Raw genomic sequence first — 16,902 nt, forward strand, 5'->3', positions numbered from 1 at the left:
ATAACCATGCGACAAAATTTCATCAAAATTGCTACGCTTTTTATAGCTGCTTGCACAATATCCACGGGGGCCATAGCCCAAAAATACCCAAAATCTGACGCATCCTGGCCCACCCGGCCGCTACGCATCATTGTTGGCTTCCCAGGCGGCTCATCGCCCGACCTGACCGCCCGTGCACTGGCAGAACCGCTGTCCAAGGCGCTGGGTCAGCCGGTGATTGTGGAAAACAGGGTAGGCGCGGCCGGCAACATTGCCGCCGACTACATCTCCAAAGCCACAGACGACCACACGATTGGTTTGATGATCAACGGCAACATGACCATTGCCAAACTGCTCAACCCCAAGCTGCCTTACGACCCGCTCAAGGACCTGACACCGGTGAGCCTGATCGGCTTTTCGCCGCTGGTGCTGACCGCCCCGGCCAACGCGCCCGGCGCCACGGCCCAGGAATTCATGGCCGCAGCCCGCAGTGGCGGTGACAAATGGAACTACGGCACGCCTGGTGTAGGCACCGTGGGCCACCTGGGCATGGAGTTGCTCAAGGCCCGCGCAGGCCTGGGCGCCGTGCATGTGCCCTACGCTGGCTATCCGCAGGTGGCCACCGCCATGATCGCAGGCGATCTACAGTTCTCATTGCTGCCACCCGCCTTGGCATCCGTGCAGATTCGCGCCGGAAAATTGCGCGCCATTGGCACCACCAGCAGCGTGCGCAGCCCGCTGGTACCGGAGATTCCCAGTCTGTCAGAAGCGGGAGTGAAAGACTTCAACCTGGAAATCTGGAACGCCGTGGCCGCACCGAACAGCCTGCCCAAGCCCATCGTGGCTCGGTTGTCCGCGCTCATCAGCGAGATTGTGCGCACGCCCGAGATGCGGCAAAAGCTGTTTCAGCAGGGCTGGACGGTGGCTGGTACATCCGCTGCCGGCTTGGCCAATCGGGTGAAATCCGATACCGCGTTGCTGGGCGGCATCATCGCCAAACAGGGCATCAAAGCCGAATAAGCCACACAATGCGGATCCAACAAACCGGCTTCGGCCGGTTTGTTTTTTGCGGTCTCAGGCGCCAAAGTCCACGTCAGCCGCGGCCACCAGTTGCGCACGCGGGCCAAAGCTGGAGATCGATGCGAGTGTCACGTTGTGGTGCGCAATGATCTGGGCGGCCGGCAGATGGGCCTTGTCATTGGTCGAGTGCCCGTCGGATACCAGTACCACGGGCAGGCCCAGCGCCAGTGCACGCCGGGTCGTGGTGTCCACACAGTATTCGGTCTGCAGGCCACAGATCACCAGCGCGTCCACGTCGTGTGTCTTGAGCAGCCGCTCCAAACCGGTCCGCAAAAAGGAATCGGGCGTGGTCTTGCGCACCAGGATGTCACGGGGCCCCGCCTCCAGCCCCTGCGCGAGTTGCCAGCCGGCGGAACCGTGCTGCAACGCGCCTTCAGCCTCTTCGTGATGCACCCACAGGACCGGCGCCTTGACGTCACGGGCCTTTTTGGCCAGTTGGTTAATGCGTTGGGTCAGGGGTTTGATGTCGAACGCGGCGCCTGGGCCTTCGCACAGGCCGCGTTGCATGTCGATCACCAGCAGGGCAAAGTTATGGGGCATGGTGGGCTGCGCGCTCAAGATGCTTGCTTGAGCAACTGCTGGATGTCCGAGGTCAGCGCGGCTGCGCCGCTGCCGTAACGCGTGAACAGACGCAACTGACCTTTGGTGTCGTAGATGTAGCTACCCGCGGAGTGGTCCATGGTGTAGCTGGTGGGGGTTTTGCCATCCACCTTTTTGAAATACACCTTGTAGTCTTTGGCCAGTTCCACCAGCTTGTCGGGCGTGGTGCGCAATGCAAGGAAGGTGGGGTCAAAGTTGGCCATGTAGGCCTTGAGCACTTCAGGCGTGTCGCGCTCGGGGTCCACGGTGACAAACAGGCCCTGCAGGCGTTCGCCGTCTTTGCCCAACGCCTTTTTCACTTCGGCCAGCTCCGCCATCGAGGTGGGGCAGACGTCAGGGCACTGGGTGTAGCCAAAAAACATGACGACCACCTTGCCCGAGAAGTCGGTCAGGTGGCGCACCTGGCCGTTGTGGTCGGTCAGCTCGAAGTTCTTGGCGTAGTCAGCGCCCGTCACGTCGACGGACTTGAACGCCACCGTTTGCTCGGAACAGGCACTAAAAAGGCCTGCAGCCCCCGCCGAGATTGCGCAAGCAGCTATGAATTTAAGAGCGGTTCGTGTGTGCATGAGAAGCCTAAAGAAGGTAATGGTCCAGCAGCAGTGCGGCAAACAGCACGCTGAGGTGGATCAGGGAAAAACGAAAGGTCGCGCGGGACAGGTCGTCCGAGTAATTGCGCAGCAGGCGCCAGCCATAGGCACAAAAGCCCAGGCTCAAGCCCACCGCCACCACCAGGTACAGCCAGGAACTCATGCCGTAGACAAAAGGCAGCAGGCAGGCGGCAAACAGCACCAGCGTGTATAAAAAGATTTGCAAGCGTGTGAACTCGCTACCGTGGGTGACCGGCAGCATGGGCAGACCGGACTTGCGGTAGTCCTCCACACGGTACAGCGCCAGCGCCCAGAAGTGCGGCGGTGTCCACAGGAAGATGATGAGGAACAAAATGAGCGCCTCAGGACCCACGTCACCCGTCATCGCGGACCAACCCAGCACCGGCGGCATGGCACCCGATGCGCCGCCGATCACGATGTTCTGCGGCGTGAGTGGCTTGAGGATCACGGTGTAGACCACCGCGTAACCGACAAAGGTGGCAAAGGTCAGCCACATGGTCAGCGGGTTGACCCACAGGTACAGGATGACCGAGCCCGCGATGCCTAACAGGGCCGAGAAGATCAGGGTTTGCGTGTCGCTGAGCTCACCGCGCGCCGTGGGGCGCCAGGCGGTGCGTTTCATCTTGGCGTCAATGCCTTTTTCCACAATGCAGTTGAAGGCCGCCGCCGCACCGGCCACTAGGTAGATGCCCACACAGGCAATGGCCGCCAGGGCCACTTGCGCCCAGGTCGGCGCACCGGGCACGGCCAGCACCATGCCGATCAGGGCACAAAACACGATGAGCTGGATCACACGCGGCTTGGTCAGCGCGTGAAACTGTCGCAGCACCGACAGGGCCGCGGGTGCGGCAGAAGAGGCGTTCGCAGTCATTCAGAAAATCCCGGTTGCAGGGCGGCGGCCGCAGCGGGCACGCCTGCCAAAGAAGAGGTCGTTGGAGTGGTTCGCGAAGCTGCCAACAGCCAGACCAGCACCGCCACCAGCGCACCTGCGCCACCGGTGTGCAGCACGGCGGCAAACAGCGGCCAGTCCAGCACCACATTGCTCAGGCCCGTGACCAGTTGCAGCACCAGCAGGCCCGCCAGCCAGCGTGTGGGCTGGCGCAAGGCCACGGCACCGCGCAGGCGCCACGCCAGACCGACCAGCACCAGCACGGTCAACCCCGCCAGGATGCGGTGGACCATGTGGATGGCAGTGAGCGCCTGAAAGCTGATGGGCGCGCCGTCCTGGCCCAGGCCCAGCGGCCGCCAGATCTCGAACCCCTGCGCAAAGTCCATCGCGGGCCACCAGCCACCCTGGCACTGGGGAAAGGTGGAACAGGCCAGCACCGCATAGTTGGTACTGACCCAGGCACCCGATGCCGCCTGCAAGGTCAACATGGCCAATGCCGCCAACATCCAGAGGCGCAAAGGTGCAGCCACTGGCACCGGCGCGCTGTTGCCCTGTTGCTGGCCCAGCCGCACGGCTTGCGCCACCAACAGCGCCAGCAGCACATAGCCGCCCAGCAGGTGCAACGTGACGATGGCGGGGAACAGCTTCATGGTGACCGTGAGTGCGCCAAACGCGCCCTGGATACACACCCACACCAGCGTCACCACAGGCCAGACCACGCTGACCCGTTGATCGGCCGCACGCGCCTTGCGGCCCAGCCAAGCGGCCACCGCTAGCGCCAGAATCAAACCGCCCACGCCGGTGGCCAGATAACGGTGCACCATTTCTACCCAGGCCTTGCCGTGGGTCACGGGGCCGGTCGGCATGGCGCTTTGCGCTGCCGCGATGGATGCGCTGGCGCCTAGGGGTGACGCATGGCCGTAACAACCGGGCCAGTCGGGGCAGCCCAGGCCGCTGTCGGTCAGGCGGGTGAAAGCGCCAAACAGCACCAGGTCAAAGGTCAGAAACAGCGTGAGCAAAGTCAGCGCTTGTACGCGTCCCAGCGGCGTGGCTCGGCGGTGGCGCAAAAACACCCACAACAGCGGGCCCGCAGCCAACAGCAAACCCACCAGCAGCATGCGCAGCAAGGGGGATAGGTCGTAGAGGGAGGTGGCCATGGAATCCATCTTTGCGCGAACGTGCCGGCCTAGCGGCCTTCCTTGTCCCAGGATGCCGAGGCGCGCATCAGGTTGCCCAGATCACGCTTGGCGCTATAAGCACCCTTCTCATCCAGTTGGGGCGGAAAACGCATCATCCAGTTGCCAAGCGGATCCACCACGTAGAGATGTTCGGCCAGTGCATGCCCTTGCTGCGGCTGCAGCCATTGCGCCAGTGCGGCTGCAGGCACGCGCAACACGGTGGCAGACTTGAGCGCGGGTAGCAGCGTGTCAGCCACGGGGGCGTCATCGCTGACCAGCCAGACCCAGTCCAGGCGGTCCTTGTCCTTGCCCAGACCTTCGCGCAACTGGCGTTGCAGATACAGGTGGCGGGCGCACAAGTCATCACAGGCGGCACCGGCCACACTGACCAGCAGCCACTGGTTCTTAAGGGACTGCAGGTTCACAGGCTGGCCGTCCAGCGCAGTGCCGACTACGTCGGGCAGGGGACGCTGGGGCTCAATGAGTTCACCAAAATTGCGGCGGCCTTCGGGGCGCACCACGTAGTAGGTGAAGTACGAGGCAATCACGGGTGCCGCGCAGATGAGCAAGACGGCCAACATCTTCCAGCGCCCCATACTGGTACGCTGCCCCTCTACGGCCGCGATTTGGGCCGGCACCGGCATGGAATGCACCGTCAGCCCCAGGGGCCGGTCGTTGTCGGAAGAAGCACTAGACATGGGAAGCGGTGTCCTTGGGGCGGTGAAAAAAACGTCGAACAATTCCGTACCAGAGGTACAGGCAGGCAACCAGGGCGGACAGGCCAAACCACTGCCAGGCGTAGCCGTAGTGTTTGTCCACCCCGAGGTTGACGGCGGGCCACTCGCGCAGCAAACCTTCGCTGGCGGCGCCGGTCTGCTGCAGGGTAACGGCCATCAGCGGTAGCCCGGTTTGCGCCTGGAATTGCGCCAAGTCGAGATTTTGCCGGATTGCGCCGGTACCGGGCGTGCCGGGCTCGTAAAGCTTGCTCGGCGGCGGGGCAATACGCCCTTCCACCACCACCAGCCCTCCGGGGGTATCCACTGCAGGCAGGCTGGCGCGGTCCACAAAGTTGCGCGGCACCCAGCCGCGCTGCACCACCACGGCAGTGCCTCCGTCCAGCCGCAGCGGTGTCATGACAAAAAAGCCCACATGGGCGCCCATTTGCCGGTTGTCCAGAAACACCGTGGCCTCCCGTACCCAGCGCCCCGTGAGCCGTGCGGGCTGGTGCACCAACGCCGAGGGGTCAGCCGCCGCCTGCAGCGCTGCACCGTCCAGCACGGCCTTGCCACGCTGGCTGTCCATGGACGCCTGCAGCGCCTCTTTCTGGGCAGCACGCGCCAGTTGCCAGCGCCCCAACGCCAGCGTGACGGCAATGGCCAACAAGGCGGCCAGGGTAACCAGCGCGAAACGCAGACGGGCATTCACCGGATAATCTCCCGCATGTCATATCTTGTTGTTTTTGCCTTTGTGGCCATCATTGGCAGCTTGGCCGCTGCGTTGTTTTTCATGCTGCGGGGCGGGCAATCGTCTGACGCGACACCAGACAAATCCAAACGCATGGTGCGGGCGCTGGCCATGCGGGTGGGACTGTCCATCGTGTTGTTCGTGTGCATTCTCATTGCCTGGAAATTCGGACTGATCCAGCCCACAGGTATCCCGCCAGGACGTTAAACAAAAAAGCACCGCAAGCGGTGCTTTTTCACTTTGTGGCGGGTAATCAGAACCAGTACACCAGGATATACAGGCCCAGCCACACCACGTCGACGAAGTGCCAGTACCAGGCTGCGCCTTCGAATCCGAAGTGGCGCTCAGCGGTGAAGTGGCCCTTTTGCAAACGCAGGGTGATGAACAGCAGCATCAGCATGCCGACAAACACGTGCATACCGTGAAAGCCCGTCAGCATGAAGAAGGTGGAGCCAAACACGCCGGAGCTGAGCTTGAGGTTCAGCTCGTTGTAGGCATGGTAGTACTCATAACCCTGGACAAACAGGAAGGTCAGGCCCAGCAGCACGGTGGCCCACATGAAAGCAATGGTCTTGGCGCGGTTGCCAACGATCAGCGCATGGTGCGCGATGGTCAGTGTCACACCGGAAGTCAACAACAGGGCCGTATTGATGGTGGGCAGGGGCCAGGGACCCATGGTCTGGAACGGTTCCACAATGCCGGCAGGCGAAGCGGTGGCGCCGGCAGCCAGACTAGGCCAGATGGCTTTGAAATCAGGCCAGAGCAGCGCATTGTCCAGGCTGCCCAGGGCAGGCACAGAGTGGGAGCGGGCCCACCACAGGGCAGTGAAGAACGCGCCGAAAAACATGACTTCGGAGAAGATGAACCAGCTCATGCTCCAGCGGAAAGACAGGTCGATCTTGTGCCCATACTGGCCACTTTCGCTTTCACCCACGGCATCGCTGAACCACTGGAACAACACCACAGCCCACCACAACAGGCCAAACAGCAGGGAATACATGCCCCATTGCGCACCGTTGATCCACTGGCCTGCGCCCAGGATCACGAAGAACAGCCCAATCGCCGCCATCACGGGATGACGTGAAGGGCCAGGCACGAAGTAGTACGGCGTAGTTCCGTGTGTTGTCGAACTCATTTTCTTTCTCCTGCTAATCAGTTGGGGACAGGGTTTGCCGTTGTGCGGCTGCGGTCTGTCCCGCAAGGTTTTCCATTATTTCGCAACGACCCAGTTCACCAGGCCGATCAATCCAACAACAATCACCAGTACAGCGACCACTGCAACCGCCATCACATGCAAGGGGCTGACCTTGGCAAGATCATCCTGATAACCGCTGCGGCTGCGTATGCCCATGAAGGACCAAGCCACCACCTTGATGCTGCGCCATACCGATGGACGTGGTGCCGCTGTGTCTGGGACGCTCACGATCCGGCTCCCGTCGCGGGCACCTGCAGGCTGGCCACGGGTGCGGGAGGCGTCTTGCCACCCACTTCAAAAAAGGTGTACGACAGGGTGATCGTGGTCACGTCTTTGGACAACTTGGAGTCGATCACAAAGGCCACGGGCCAGCTCTTTTTCTCGCCCGGCTCCAGCGTGTACTGGGTAAAACAGAAACATTCCAGCTTGTTGAAATGCGCCATGGCCTGTTGCGGTGCATAGCTGGCAATCGCCTGGGCAGCCATGCGCCGGTTTTGCACGTTCTGGAACTCGTACATCACCGTGGTCAGCTCGCCGGGGTGCACCTGCACCGAGCGTTGTGCGGGCTTGAACTCCCAGGGACCACGCGAGTTGGCATCAAACTCCACCGTGATGGTACGGCTGGTGTCGACCTGGGTATTTTTGGGCATCTGGCCTTTGTTGCCCACAATCACCTGCTCACCCAGCGCCAGGATGTTGATGCCCGTGGCTTCGCAAATGGCTTTGTACAGCGGGACCAAGCCGTAGCCAAAGCCGAACATCACGACCGTGACCACGGCCAGCTTGCGCAGCATCCGGAAATTTTCCCGCGAGATGTTCATGGACTATCGGCTCAACAAAACCATCTTGACCATGAAACCAATAAAGAAAACCGCCGCCACCGACGCCAGGATCAGGCCGGTGCGCAGGTTGGCTTTCTTTTGTTCGGGCGTTGCCATGGCTTAACCAATCACCTTGGTCGCAGTAGCGTCCAACTTGGGTGGGTTTTCAAACGTGTGGAACGGCGCAGGAGATGGAACTTCCCACTCCAGACCTTCGGCAGCTTCCCAGGGCTTCTGGGGTGCTTTTTCGCCCTTGCCCATCATGGTGGGCAACACCACGAACAGGAAGAAGTAAACCTGTGCCAGACCGAAGGCAAATGCGCCCACCGAGGCCACCGCGTTGAAGTCAGCGAACTGCATCGGGTAGTCGGCGTAGCGACGCGGCATACCAGCCAGACCCAGGAAGTGCATCGGGAAGAAAGTCACGTTGAACGCGATCAGCGACCACCAGAAGTGGATCTTGCCGCGGGTCTCGTTGTACATCACACCAGTCCACTTGGGCGACCAGTAGTAGTAGCCAGCGAACATGGCGTACAGGGAACCCGCCACCAGCACGTAGTGGAAGTGGGCCACCACGTAGTAGGTGTCCTGCAACTGGATGTCGATCGGCGCCATGGCCAGAATCAGGCCGGTGAAACCACCCATGGTGAACACGAAGATGAAGCCCACGGCAAACAGCATGGGGGTTTCAAACGTCATGGAACCTTGCCACATGGTGGCGATCCAGTTGAAGATCTTCACGGCGGTCGGCACAGCAATCAGCATGGTCGCGTACATGAAGAACAGTTGACCAGTCACCGGCATGCCGGTGGTGAACATGTGGTGCGCCCACACGATGAAGGACAGGATGGCAATCGACGATGTGGCGTACACCATGGAGGCGTAGCCAAACAGCTTCTTGCGGGCAAAGGCGGGAACGATCTGGCTCACGATCCCGAAGGCCGGCAAGATCATGATGTACACCTCGGGGTGGCCAAAGAACCAGAAGATGTGCTGGTACATCACCGGGTCGCCGCCACCAGCGGGGTTGAAGAAGCTGGTGCCAAAGTGGCGGTCAGTCAGCGTCATGGTGATCGCGCCAGCCAGCACGGGCATCACGGCGATCAGCAGGTAAGCGGTAATGAGCCAGGTCCAGGCGAACATCGGCATCTTCATCAGCGTCATGCCGGGGGCGCGCATGTTCAGGATGGTCACGATGATATTGATCGAGCCCATGATGGAAGAGGCACCCAGGATGTGCATGGCAAAAATGCCGGCATCCATGGAGGGGCCCATTTGCAGGGTCAGCGGTGCGTACAGCGTCCAGCCAGCAGCGGGTGCACCGCCAGGCATGAAGAACGAGCCCACCAGCATGAGCGCAGCGGGAATCATCAGCCAGAAGCTGAAGTTATTCATGCGGGCGAAAGCCATGTCGGACGCGCCGATTTGCAGCGGGATCATCCAGTTCGCAAAACCGACGAAGCCCGGCATGATGGCGCCGAACACCATGATCAGGCCGTGCATGGTGGTCAGCGAGTTGAACAACTCGGGATTCACCAGTTGCAGACCGGGCTGGAACAACTCGGCGCGGATCAACAGGGCCAAAATGCCGCCAATGATCAGCATCGTGAAGCTGAACAGCAGATACAGCGTGCCAATGTCTTTATGGTTGGTAGCAAACACCCAGCGCTGCCAGCCCGTGGGGGCGTGGTGGTGGTCGTCATGGGCGTGGTCGTGGTGATCTAGTACGGCGCTCATTCTGGTGTCCTTATAGTTACGACGTAACTTGCGTGCAAGTTAGTCTGCACTGAAACTTCGTTTTCAATTCTGTTCATTTTGGCGGCTGGCGGTATCCGGCTCACATTACTTGCGCAGGGCAAGCACTTCGGCGGGTTGTACCAGCTGGCCGGTCTTGTTGGACCAGTTGTTCTTGGTGTAGCTGATCACAGCGGCAATGTCGGTATCGCTCAACTGCTTCCAGGAAGGCATGGTGTTGTTGTTCTGACCATTGAGCAGCACCAGAATCTGCCTCTTGTGGTCAGCATCCAGCACGACAGCTGAGCCGTCCAGTGGCTTGATCGGGCCTGCGCCCTTGCCGTTGGCCTGGTGGCAGGCTGCGCAGTTGGCGGCATACACTTTTTCGCCGCGCTTGGTGATGTCGTCCAGCGTCCAGACCTTGGTGGGGTCATCCTGCTTGGCGGCCATCTTCTTCTGTTCAGCAGCTACCCATTTGGAATAGTCTTCAGCGGACAGCACCTTCACGTGGATGGGCATGTAGGCGTGTTCCTTGCCGCACAACTCGGCGCACTGACCGTAGAAGTCGCCGGTCTTTTCTGCACGGAACCAAGTGTCACGCACGAAGCCGGGAATAGCATCCTGCTTGATACCGAAGGCCGGCACCATGAAGGCGTGGATCACGTCGTTGGCAGTGGTGATGATGCGGACCTTCTTGTCCACGGGCACGACCAAGGGGTTGTCCACCTTGAGCAGGTAGTCATCAACGATTTCGCCCTTCTTGGGGCCGCCGGCATCGGACATGGCGCGCTGGCTGCTGTCCAGGGTGGACACGAAGCCAATGCCTTCGCCTTCACCGCGCAGGTAGTCATAGCCCCACTTCCACTGCATGCCGGTGGCCTTGATGGTCAGGTCGGCATTGGTGGTGTCTTTCATGGCCACCACGGTCTTAGTGGCCATCAGGCCCATGATCACAACGATGACAAAGGGCACGATGGTCCAGGCAATTTCGACAGCCACGCTTTCATGGAAATTGGCAGCCTTGTGGCCCACTGACTTGCGGTGCTTCCAGATGGAATAGAACATGACCGCAAACACGGCAACAAATACCACGGTGCAGACGATCAGCATGAACCAATGCAGCCAGGCTTGATCCGCAGCGATACGGGTCACCGCCGGAGGCAGATTCAGCTGATTCACGGCGGGACCGCCGGGCAGGTCGTTCACCGCATGTGCCAACGAGAACACAGCGGTGCCCGCCCATGCAGCGGCGGACAGCGCCAATGAAGCCAGCTTGTTGAAAATGCTCTTCATCGCTACTTACCTCTTCTTTGCTTCGATTTATGACTACCTGACTATGCAGAATCTTGGTATTGCGTCGCAATCGAACCAAGTCGGCCAGATGTAATTTGGGTGCGATTGTAGCCGACCATCCCCTGCGAACCCGCTTCCCTGCCCTCTGTGGCGCCCGAAAATCAGGGCTGCGGCAGATTTTTGCGGCCCTGTTGCAAGGTCGCCCGCATCTCGTCCAGCGACAAGGTGGTTTCCGGACGCACATTCAGGCGGGGCGCGGGCTTGAACGCATGGCCGTAAATGATCTCAAAAGTCAGCTTCAGCCGCCCATCTGCACTGGATGCGGCCTGTGACTGCGCGATGGCCGTGTGCAGCTGGTCGCGCCACCCCCTGCCACGCAGACCGGCGAAACGCGCCGCATGCAGGTTGCGCCCCAGCCCCCGCAGCTCGGCCAACAGGTTTTGCGGTGAGGAATAACTCAACGTGATGTGCTCCATGTCCATCACCGGCTCGGCAAAACCAGCGTGCACCAGCATGTCGCCCCAGTCGTGCATGTCGGTGAATTCATGGGACGGCGCGGGCCAGCCTTGCGCGGCATAGACGGCGCGTATTTCACGCAGCGTATCCGGCCCCAGGCAGGAAAACATCAGAAAACCCTCCACGCCGATCAGGCTGTGCCACTGGGCAATCAGCGCTTGTGGGTCGCTCGCCATATGCAGTGCCATGTTGGCCCACAACATGTCCACGGGCTGGGCTGGGCGCTCAAAGTGCAGTGGCGCAGCACGCCAATGGGCCGGATTCCACCACGGATTTGCTATCAATTTAAGAGCTGCTTGCGCATTATCCACGCCGGCTTCGAGCACAAAACACTCGGATTTTGGGTAACGCTTGGCAATCAGCGCCTGCGCCTGCACGCCACCACGCAGCGGCTGCCAATGCGCCCAGCGGGCCGGTGGCTTGGCAATCCACTGCAGGCGCTCCTCCATGCGGCGAGCGACTTCTTCGTGCAGCCAGGGCGAAGGGGACTGCGGCATGGCAGCCCAGCGCTGCGCGGCCATGGGGTCAAGGGAAGGGGGGCGCTGGTTACTCATGGCTTGGAATGGGGCGTGGCGAGTATATTGGTTCGATGTTTCGCCGCTTGCTCCAAGGGGTATCCCGGACAACCACATGGCGCCTGCCCAGCCAGTGCGCCGTGTGCCACGCCTGGCCTGCGCAGCCGGTCTGCGAGGCCTGCGTGGGCCTGTTTGGCCAACCCGTTCCGCGCTGCACCACCTGCGCCCGGCCGGTACTGGCGAGCATGCGGCAATGTGGCGCCTGCATCACCAAGCCTCCTCAGCTGGACCGCTGCCTGGCCGCCGTCCCGTACGCCTACCCCTGGTCAACGCTGGTGGTGGACTTCAAATTTCAGGAACATCCCGCCTGGGCCCCGCGATTTGCCACCCTGATGCGCAGCGCACCCTGGGTGGAGCCCGCACTGGAAGCCGCCGATCTGGTCATTCCCATGCCGCTGTCGCGCGAACGGTTGCGCACACGCGGATTCAACCAGGCTTTGCTGCTGGCCCGGGCGCTTGAGCCAGCCAAACTGATGGCCAGTGTCCTGCTACGCATCGTGGACACACCGCCGCAAAGCTCCCTGCCCCGCAAGCAACGACTGACCAGCGTGCAGAACGCCTTTGCGGTGGAGCCGCTGCAGGCGCACCGTCTTCAGGGGACAAGCGTGGTACTGGTGGATGACGTGATGACCAGCGGCGCCTCCCTGCACGCCGCGGCCAAGGTTTTGCGGCAAGCCGGCGTCACACACATCACCGCGCTGGTCTTTGCCCGTACGGAATGACATAGCCCCCACGCTCCACCGCTACGCGGGTCGCTGCCCCCCAAGGGGGCTGTGCTTGCTTGGGGCGGCCCGGCGCAGCGCACAATCTAGCGATGTTTAATATTGTTCTGGTCGAACCCGAAATCCCTCCCAACACGGGCAACGTGATCCGCCTGGCGGCCAACACGGGTTGCACGTTGCACCTGGTGGAGCCGCTGGGTTTCTCCATGGACGACAAACACATGCGCAGGGCCGGGCTGGACTACCACGAGTACGCCATGCTGCGCCGCCATGCCAGTTGGCAGGCATTTCTGGAAACCGAACGCCCAGCCCCCGAGCGCCTGTTCACCCTGACCACCCGCGGCACGCGCAGTCCCTACGAGGTGGCCTTTCAGGCTGGTGACTGGCTGGTGTTTGGCTCGGAGACCAAAGGCATTTCAGACACGGTACGTGCCTCGTTTGGACCTGGCCAAAGTCTCAAGCTGCCGATGCGCGAAGGACAGCGCAGCCTGAATCTGTCGAACGCCGTGGCGGTGACCGTGTTTGAGGCTTGGCGGCAGAACGCATTCCGCTGAACCAGCCCCTTCCCCGCTTGTCTAGGGGTACATGCGCGAAATCGACTCCGCCACACATACCGGCTTGGCAGCGCCTTCGCGCTCGATGGTGACTTCCCACAGCGACTGCTTGCCGTTGTTGTCAATGGCGTCGCAGGACACCAGCTTCAAACGCGCGCGCAGGCGGCTGTCCACGGGCACGGGCGCAACAAAGCGCACCTTGTTGAGTCCGTAGTTCACGCCCATGCGCACCTTCTTCACGGTAAGTGCGTTGTCAAAGAATTGGGGGATCATCGAGAGCGTCAGAAACCCATGGGCAATGGGCGCGCCGAACGGGCCTTGCTTGGCTTTTTCCACATCCACATGGATCCACTGGTGGTCGCCCGTGGCTTCAGCAAACAGATTGATGTGTTGCTGCGTGACAGCAATCCAGTCGCTGACTGCGACCTCCTGGCCGACCTGGGTGGCCAATTCGTCAAGGGTTTCGAAGGTTTTCATGGCACGACTGTAGTCAAGCCACCGGCCCGACACTGTCTATCACGGGACATCCCCGGGTTTTCTCTAGGAATCCAGCCACTGGCAGATCGGCTGCCACTGCGCCAGATCGCGCTCCACCCGGCTGGGCGCCACGTCAAACACCGACAGGCCGCGCGCAGCGAGATGGATGTAGTTTTGCGTGTCGCGCAGATACCCAAGCACCGGCAAACCCAGGGAATCGACAAACTCGTGCAGTTTGTCAGCGGCAATCGTGCGCGCGTCCACCCGCATGCCGACGATACCGATCTTTGCTTTCAGGGCGTGCTGGTTGGTGGCCAGTTCGTCCAGAAAGGCACGCGTGGCGAAGATGTCGAAAATGCTGGGCTGCAGCGGCACGATGATTTTGTCCGCCAGCTTGAGTACGTCCTTGAGGCGCTTGCCATGCAGGCCTGCCGGGGTGTCGAGCACCACATGGGTCGTGCCCTTGGGCGGCTTGGCGATCTGGTCGTCCCCCACATCCCAGGTGGAAATCGGCCGGGCTGCGGGCGGGCGCAGGCTGAGCCACAGGCGGGACGACTGCTGGCGATCCGCATCGCCGACCATCACCGCATGTCCTTTGGACGCGAAATAGCCCGCGATGTTGGTCGACAAAGTGGACTTTCCCACCCCGCCTTTGGGATTGGCAACTACAACCACAGGCATAAAGACTCCCTAAGAGTGAACTTTGCGCTATGTTATCGGCATGCCTCCAGAAAACCAACCTTTAACAGCGCAAGGCGCACCCAAACCCATCTATCTGGTTGCCGCGCACCCGAATTGGCGTGAATCCCGCGTCAACCGGCGTTTGCTCCAGGCTGCCCGCCAGGCGGGGCCGGTCGAGGTATGTGACCTCTTTGCCACCTATCCGGACTACCACGTGGACATTCCCGCCGAACAGGCGCGCCTGAGCACCGCCCAACTGGTGGTACTGCTGCACCCGATTCAGTGGTATTCCATGCCCGCCCTGCTCAAGCTGTGGCTGGACGAGGTATTTGCCTTTGGCTGGGCCTATGGCGGCGGCAACGCCCTGCAGGGCAAGGACCTGTGGCTGGTGGCCACTACCGGCGGGCCCGAGGCGGCCTACCACCCGCAGGGATACAACCGCTATTTCTTCGACGCCTTTATGCCGCCCTATGAGCAGACCGCCAATCTGTGCGGCATGCGTTTTTTGCCGCCACTGGTGCTGCACGGCGCACACCGTGTACCCGAGGCCGATGTGCAGGCCCACATCGACGTATTTGCCGACCGCCTGCAAACCTACCCAGTCTGGCCAGAGCTGGAAGACCTGGAGCAATGTGTGGCCTGTGAGGTACCCACAACGGACCGCCCCACGCCACCCGCCACCCTGCACATGGAACCCACCTGATGGAACATACCCCGACCTGGCTGGTCAACAGCTTTATCTATCTGAGCGCCGCAGTAATTGCCGTGCCATTGAGCCAAGCGCTGGGCCTGGGCTCCATCATTGGTTATCTGGCCGCGGGCATTGCCATTGGCCCGTGGGGACTGGGGCTGGTGACCAACGTGGAAGACATCCTGCACTTTGCCGAATTTGGCGTAGTGCTGATGCTGTTTCTGATCGGCCTGGAACTGGAGCCCAAGCGCCTGTGGAACATGCGCCGCCCTATCTTTGGCACCGGTAGCGCCCAGGTGCTGGGCTGCGCCGTGCTACTCACCGCGGTGGCCATGGCCTTTGGCGTGGGCTGGCGCGTGGCGGTCGTGGCGGGGCTGGGCCTGGCCCTGTCCAGCACCGCCATTGCGCTGCAGGTCATGGGCGAGCGCAACCTGTTGCCCACCACCAGCGGGCAATCGGCGTTTTCCATCCTGCTGTTCCAGGACGTGGCGGCCATCCCCATCCTCGCCCTGCTCCCCTTGTTGGGCGTGGCCTCTATGGAAAATAGCGCTGTAGCCAGCACCAGTCCTGCGCTGGAAGCTCTCAAAATCATAGCGGTTATTGTTGGCATTGTGCTCGGCGGCCGGTTGCTACTGCGCCCGCTGTTCCGCTGGATTGCACGCTCCAATACGCCCGAAATCTTCACTGCGGCCGCGCTGTTACTGGTGGTGGGCATTGCCGGGCTGATGCAGTTCGTGGGCCTGTCTATGGCGCTGGGCGCTTTTTTGGCCGGCGTGCTGCTGGCCGAGAGTGAATACCGGCGTGAGCTGGAAACAGATATCGAGCCTTTTAAGGGGCTGCTGCTGGGCCTGTTCTTCATCGCCGTGGGCATGAGCATCGACTTCGGTGTGCTGATGGCCTCGCCGGGCCTGATGGCGGCCGTGGTGGTGGGCTTTCTGGCGATCAAGGGAGCACTGATCTACGCACTGGCCCGCCAAATCGGGTTGCCGTTTCAAGAGCGCCCCGTGTTTGCGCTGCTGCTGGCACAAGGTGGTGAATTTGCATTTGTGGTGTTTCAGGCCGCTGCTGGCGCCCACGTGTTCCCGGCAGAAACCGCGTCCCTGCTGATCGGAGCAGTAGCAGTGTCTATGCTGGTCAGTCCGCTGATTCTGGTGGCCATCGACCGATTGCTTCTGCCGCGTTATGCCAATTGCAATGCCACGCAACTCGAAGAAATATCGGAGCAGCAGGAAGCGCCCATCATCATTGCGGGTTTTGGCCGCTACGGGCAGATCGTTGGGCGCCTGCTGCTGGCGCAGGGCTTTAGCGCGACCGTGCTGGACCATGACGCCGACATGATCGAGGCAGTGCGCAGTTTTGGCTATCGCGTGTTTTATGGCGATGCCACGCGCCTGGACCTGCTGCGCACGGCCGGTGCCGAGAAAGCCAAAATCATTGTGGTCGCCGTGGACGATGTGGAGCAGTCCCTGGAAATTGTGGATCTGGTCCAGGCGCATTTCCCGCATTTGGAGATCGTGGCCCGTGCCAAAGATGTAACGCACTGGAACAAGCTGCGCGACCGCGGTGTGATGCGGGTGGAGCGCGAGCTGTTCGAGTCCAGCCTGCGCAGCGCGCGCAGCGTGCTGGAGCTGCTGGGCCACGACCCCCACACAGCACGCCAGCAGGCCATGCGTTTTCGCCAGCACAACCTGGAACTCTTTGAAAAACTGCACCCGCACTACAAAGACCGCTCCAAGCTGATCGCCGTGATCAAGCAAGGTCGCCAGCAACTGGAAGAACAGATGGCACAGGAACGCGCGCAGCAGCAAAAGCGGCAGCCACACGAGTGGGACCACTGACGCTGCA

21 protein-coding genes are annotated in these 16,902 nt (G+C 61.4%); 6 read left to right on the forward strand and 15 right to left on the reverse strand.

Going from position 1 to position 16,902, the window contains the following annotated elements; translation table 11 throughout:
- Positions 1–6: 6 nt before the first annotated feature.
- Positions 7–999 carry a Bug family tripartite tricarboxylate transporter substrate binding protein gene (locus tag RS694_RS16655; protein ID WP_029708452.1) on the forward strand — a complete coding sequence of 331 codons (993 nt, stop codon included), beginning with the start codon at positions 7–9 and terminating at the stop codon, positions 997–999.
- Between the two features lie 54 nt (positions 1,000–1,053).
- On the opposite strand, the gene RS694_RS16660 is transcribed toward RS694_RS16655, so the two are convergent.
- The 6 genes from RS694_RS16660 to RS694_RS16685 are packed head-to-tail and all read right to left on the reverse strand — an operon-like array spanning position 1,054 to position 5,759.
- Entirely contained in the window at positions 1,054–1,599 is a 546-nt protein-coding gene (locus tag RS694_RS16660; RefSeq protein ID WP_029708453.1) for a cysteine hydrolase family protein, read from the reverse strand.
- 14 nt (positions 1,600–1,613) lie between these two features.
- Positions 1,614–2,225 carry an SCO family protein gene (locus RS694_RS16665; RefSeq protein ID WP_029708454.1) on the reverse strand — a complete coding sequence of 204 codons (612 nt, stop codon included), beginning with the start codon at positions 2,223–2,225 and terminating at the stop codon, positions 1,614–1,616.
- Between the two features lie 7 nt (positions 2,226–2,232).
- Positions 2,233–3,138 carry a heme o synthase gene (gene cyoE / locus RS694_RS16670; RefSeq protein WP_029708455.1) on the reverse strand — a complete coding sequence of 302 codons (906 nt, stop codon included), beginning with the start codon at positions 3,136–3,138 and terminating at the stop codon, positions 2,233–2,235.
- Positions 3,135–4,322 (reverse strand): COX15/CtaA family protein, encoded by a 1,188-nt coding sequence (locus RS694_RS16675; RefSeq protein ID WP_051391971.1) that lies wholly within the window; start codon positions 4,320–4,322, stop codon positions 3,135–3,137. Before RS694_RS16675 ends, cyoE begins: the two co-directional genes overlap by 4 nt.
- 20 nt (positions 4,323–4,342) lie before the next feature.
- Complete coding sequence (locus tag RS694_RS16680; protein ID WP_029708457.1) at positions 4,343–5,032, reverse strand: thioredoxin domain-containing protein; 690 nt, start codon at positions 5,030–5,032, stop codon at positions 4,343–4,345.
- On the reverse strand, positions 5,025–5,759 hold the full coding sequence (locus RS694_RS16685) for an SURF1 family protein (protein ID WP_029708458.1): 735 nt from the start codon (positions 5,757–5,759) through the stop codon (positions 5,025–5,027). Before RS694_RS16685 ends, RS694_RS16680 begins: the two co-directional genes overlap by 8 nt.
- A gap of 15 nt (positions 5,760–5,774) precedes the next feature.
- Here RS694_RS16685 and RS694_RS16690 point away from each other — a divergent pair, with 15 nt between their 5' ends.
- Positions 5,775–6,005, forward strand: a complete 231-nt coding sequence (locus RS694_RS16690) for a twin transmembrane helix small protein (protein WP_029708459.1) — start codon at positions 5,775–5,777, stop codon at positions 6,003–6,005.
- A gap of 46 nt (positions 6,006–6,051) precedes the next feature.
- Here the strand turns inward: RS694_RS16690 and RS694_RS16695 are convergent, their stop codons facing one another.
- The 7 genes from RS694_RS16695 to RS694_RS16720 all read right to left on the reverse strand — a co-directional run bounded on the left by RS694_RS16695 (position 6,052) and on the right by RS694_RS16720 (position 11,911).
- On the reverse strand, positions 6,052–6,933 hold the full coding sequence (locus tag RS694_RS16695) for a cytochrome c oxidase subunit 3 (protein WP_076069836.1): 882 nt from the start codon (positions 6,931–6,933) through the stop codon (positions 6,052–6,054).
- 75 nt (positions 6,934–7,008) lie between these two features.
- Complete coding sequence (locus tag RS694_RS16700) at positions 7,009–7,221, reverse strand: DUF2970 domain-containing protein (protein WP_076069839.1); 213 nt, start codon at positions 7,219–7,221, stop codon at positions 7,009–7,011.
- Positions 7,218–7,814, reverse strand: coding sequence for a cytochrome c oxidase assembly protein (locus tag RS694_RS16705; RefSeq protein ID WP_029708462.1), 597 nt, complete (start codon positions 7,812–7,814; stop codon positions 7,218–7,220). The genes RS694_RS16700 and RS694_RS16705 overlap by 4 nt, the downstream gene beginning before the upstream one ends.
- A 3-nt stretch (positions 7,815–7,817) precedes the next feature.
- The gene (locus tag RS694_RS20660; RefSeq protein WP_211274977.1) at positions 7,818–7,931 is read right to left on the reverse strand and encodes a cytochrome oxidase small assembly protein; all 114 of its coding nucleotides are present in this window, start codon (positions 7,929–7,931) and stop codon (positions 7,818–7,820) included.
- A gap of 3 nt (positions 7,932–7,934) precedes the next feature.
- On the reverse strand, positions 7,935–9,551 hold the full coding sequence (gene ctaD, locus RS694_RS16710) for a cytochrome c oxidase subunit I (RefSeq protein WP_029708463.1): 1,617 nt from the start codon (positions 9,549–9,551) through the stop codon (positions 7,935–7,937).
- A gap of 105 nt (positions 9,552–9,656) precedes the next feature.
- Positions 9,657–10,841, reverse strand: a complete 1,185-nt coding sequence (gene coxB / locus RS694_RS16715) for a cytochrome c oxidase subunit II (RefSeq protein WP_029708464.1) — start codon at positions 10,839–10,841, stop codon at positions 9,657–9,659.
- 161 nt (positions 10,842–11,002) lie between these two features.
- Positions 11,003–11,911: a methyltransferase domain-containing protein gene (locus RS694_RS16720; protein ID WP_029708465.1), complete on the reverse strand. Its 909-nt coding sequence runs from the start codon at positions 11,909–11,911 to the stop codon at positions 11,003–11,005.
- 101 nt (positions 11,912–12,012) lie between these two features.
- Here RS694_RS16720 and RS694_RS16725 point away from each other — a divergent pair, with 101 nt between their 5' ends.
- The gene (locus tag RS694_RS16725) at positions 12,013–12,654 is read left to right on the forward strand and encodes a ComF family protein (RefSeq protein WP_420805946.1); all 642 of its coding nucleotides are present in this window, start codon (positions 12,013–12,015) and stop codon (positions 12,652–12,654) included.
- 92 nt (positions 12,655–12,746) lie between these two features.
- Positions 12,747–13,208 (forward strand): tRNA (uridine(34)/cytosine(34)/5-carboxymethylaminomethyluridine(34)-2'-O)-methyltransferase TrmL, encoded by a 462-nt coding sequence (gene trmL / locus RS694_RS16730; protein WP_029708467.1) that lies wholly within the window; start codon positions 12,747–12,749, stop codon positions 13,206–13,208.
- 21 nt (positions 13,209–13,229) lie between these two features.
- Here the strand turns inward: trmL and RS694_RS16735 are convergent, their stop codons facing one another.
- Positions 13,230–13,685, reverse strand: coding sequence for a MaoC family dehydratase (locus tag RS694_RS16735; protein WP_029708468.1), 456 nt, complete (start codon positions 13,683–13,685; stop codon positions 13,230–13,232).
- 63 nt (positions 13,686–13,748) lie between these two features.
- Positions 13,749–14,366, reverse strand: coding sequence for a ParA family protein (locus RS694_RS16740; protein WP_029708469.1), 618 nt, complete (start codon positions 14,364–14,366; stop codon positions 13,749–13,751).
- A gap of 40 nt (positions 14,367–14,406) precedes the next feature.
- Between RS694_RS16740 and kefF the strand changes: the two genes are divergently transcribed.
- Entirely contained in the window at positions 14,407–15,069 is a 663-nt protein-coding gene (kefF, locus tag RS694_RS16745) for a glutathione-regulated potassium-efflux system oxidoreductase KefF (protein ID WP_076069841.1), read from the forward strand.
- Positions 15,069–16,895 carry a glutathione-regulated potassium-efflux system protein KefC gene (gene kefC, locus RS694_RS16750; protein ID WP_029708471.1) on the forward strand — a complete coding sequence of 609 codons (1,827 nt, stop codon included), beginning with the start codon at positions 15,069–15,071 and terminating at the stop codon, positions 16,893–16,895. The genes kefF and kefC overlap by 1 nt, the downstream gene beginning before the upstream one ends.
- The last annotated feature ends 7 nt before the right edge of the window (positions 16,896–16,902 follow it).

Source organism: Rhodoferax saidenbachensis (genome assembly GCF_001955715.1).
Taxonomy (GTDB): Bacteria; Pseudomonadota; Gammaproteobacteria; order Burkholderiales; family Burkholderiaceae_C; genus Allorhodoferax; species Allorhodoferax saidenbachensis.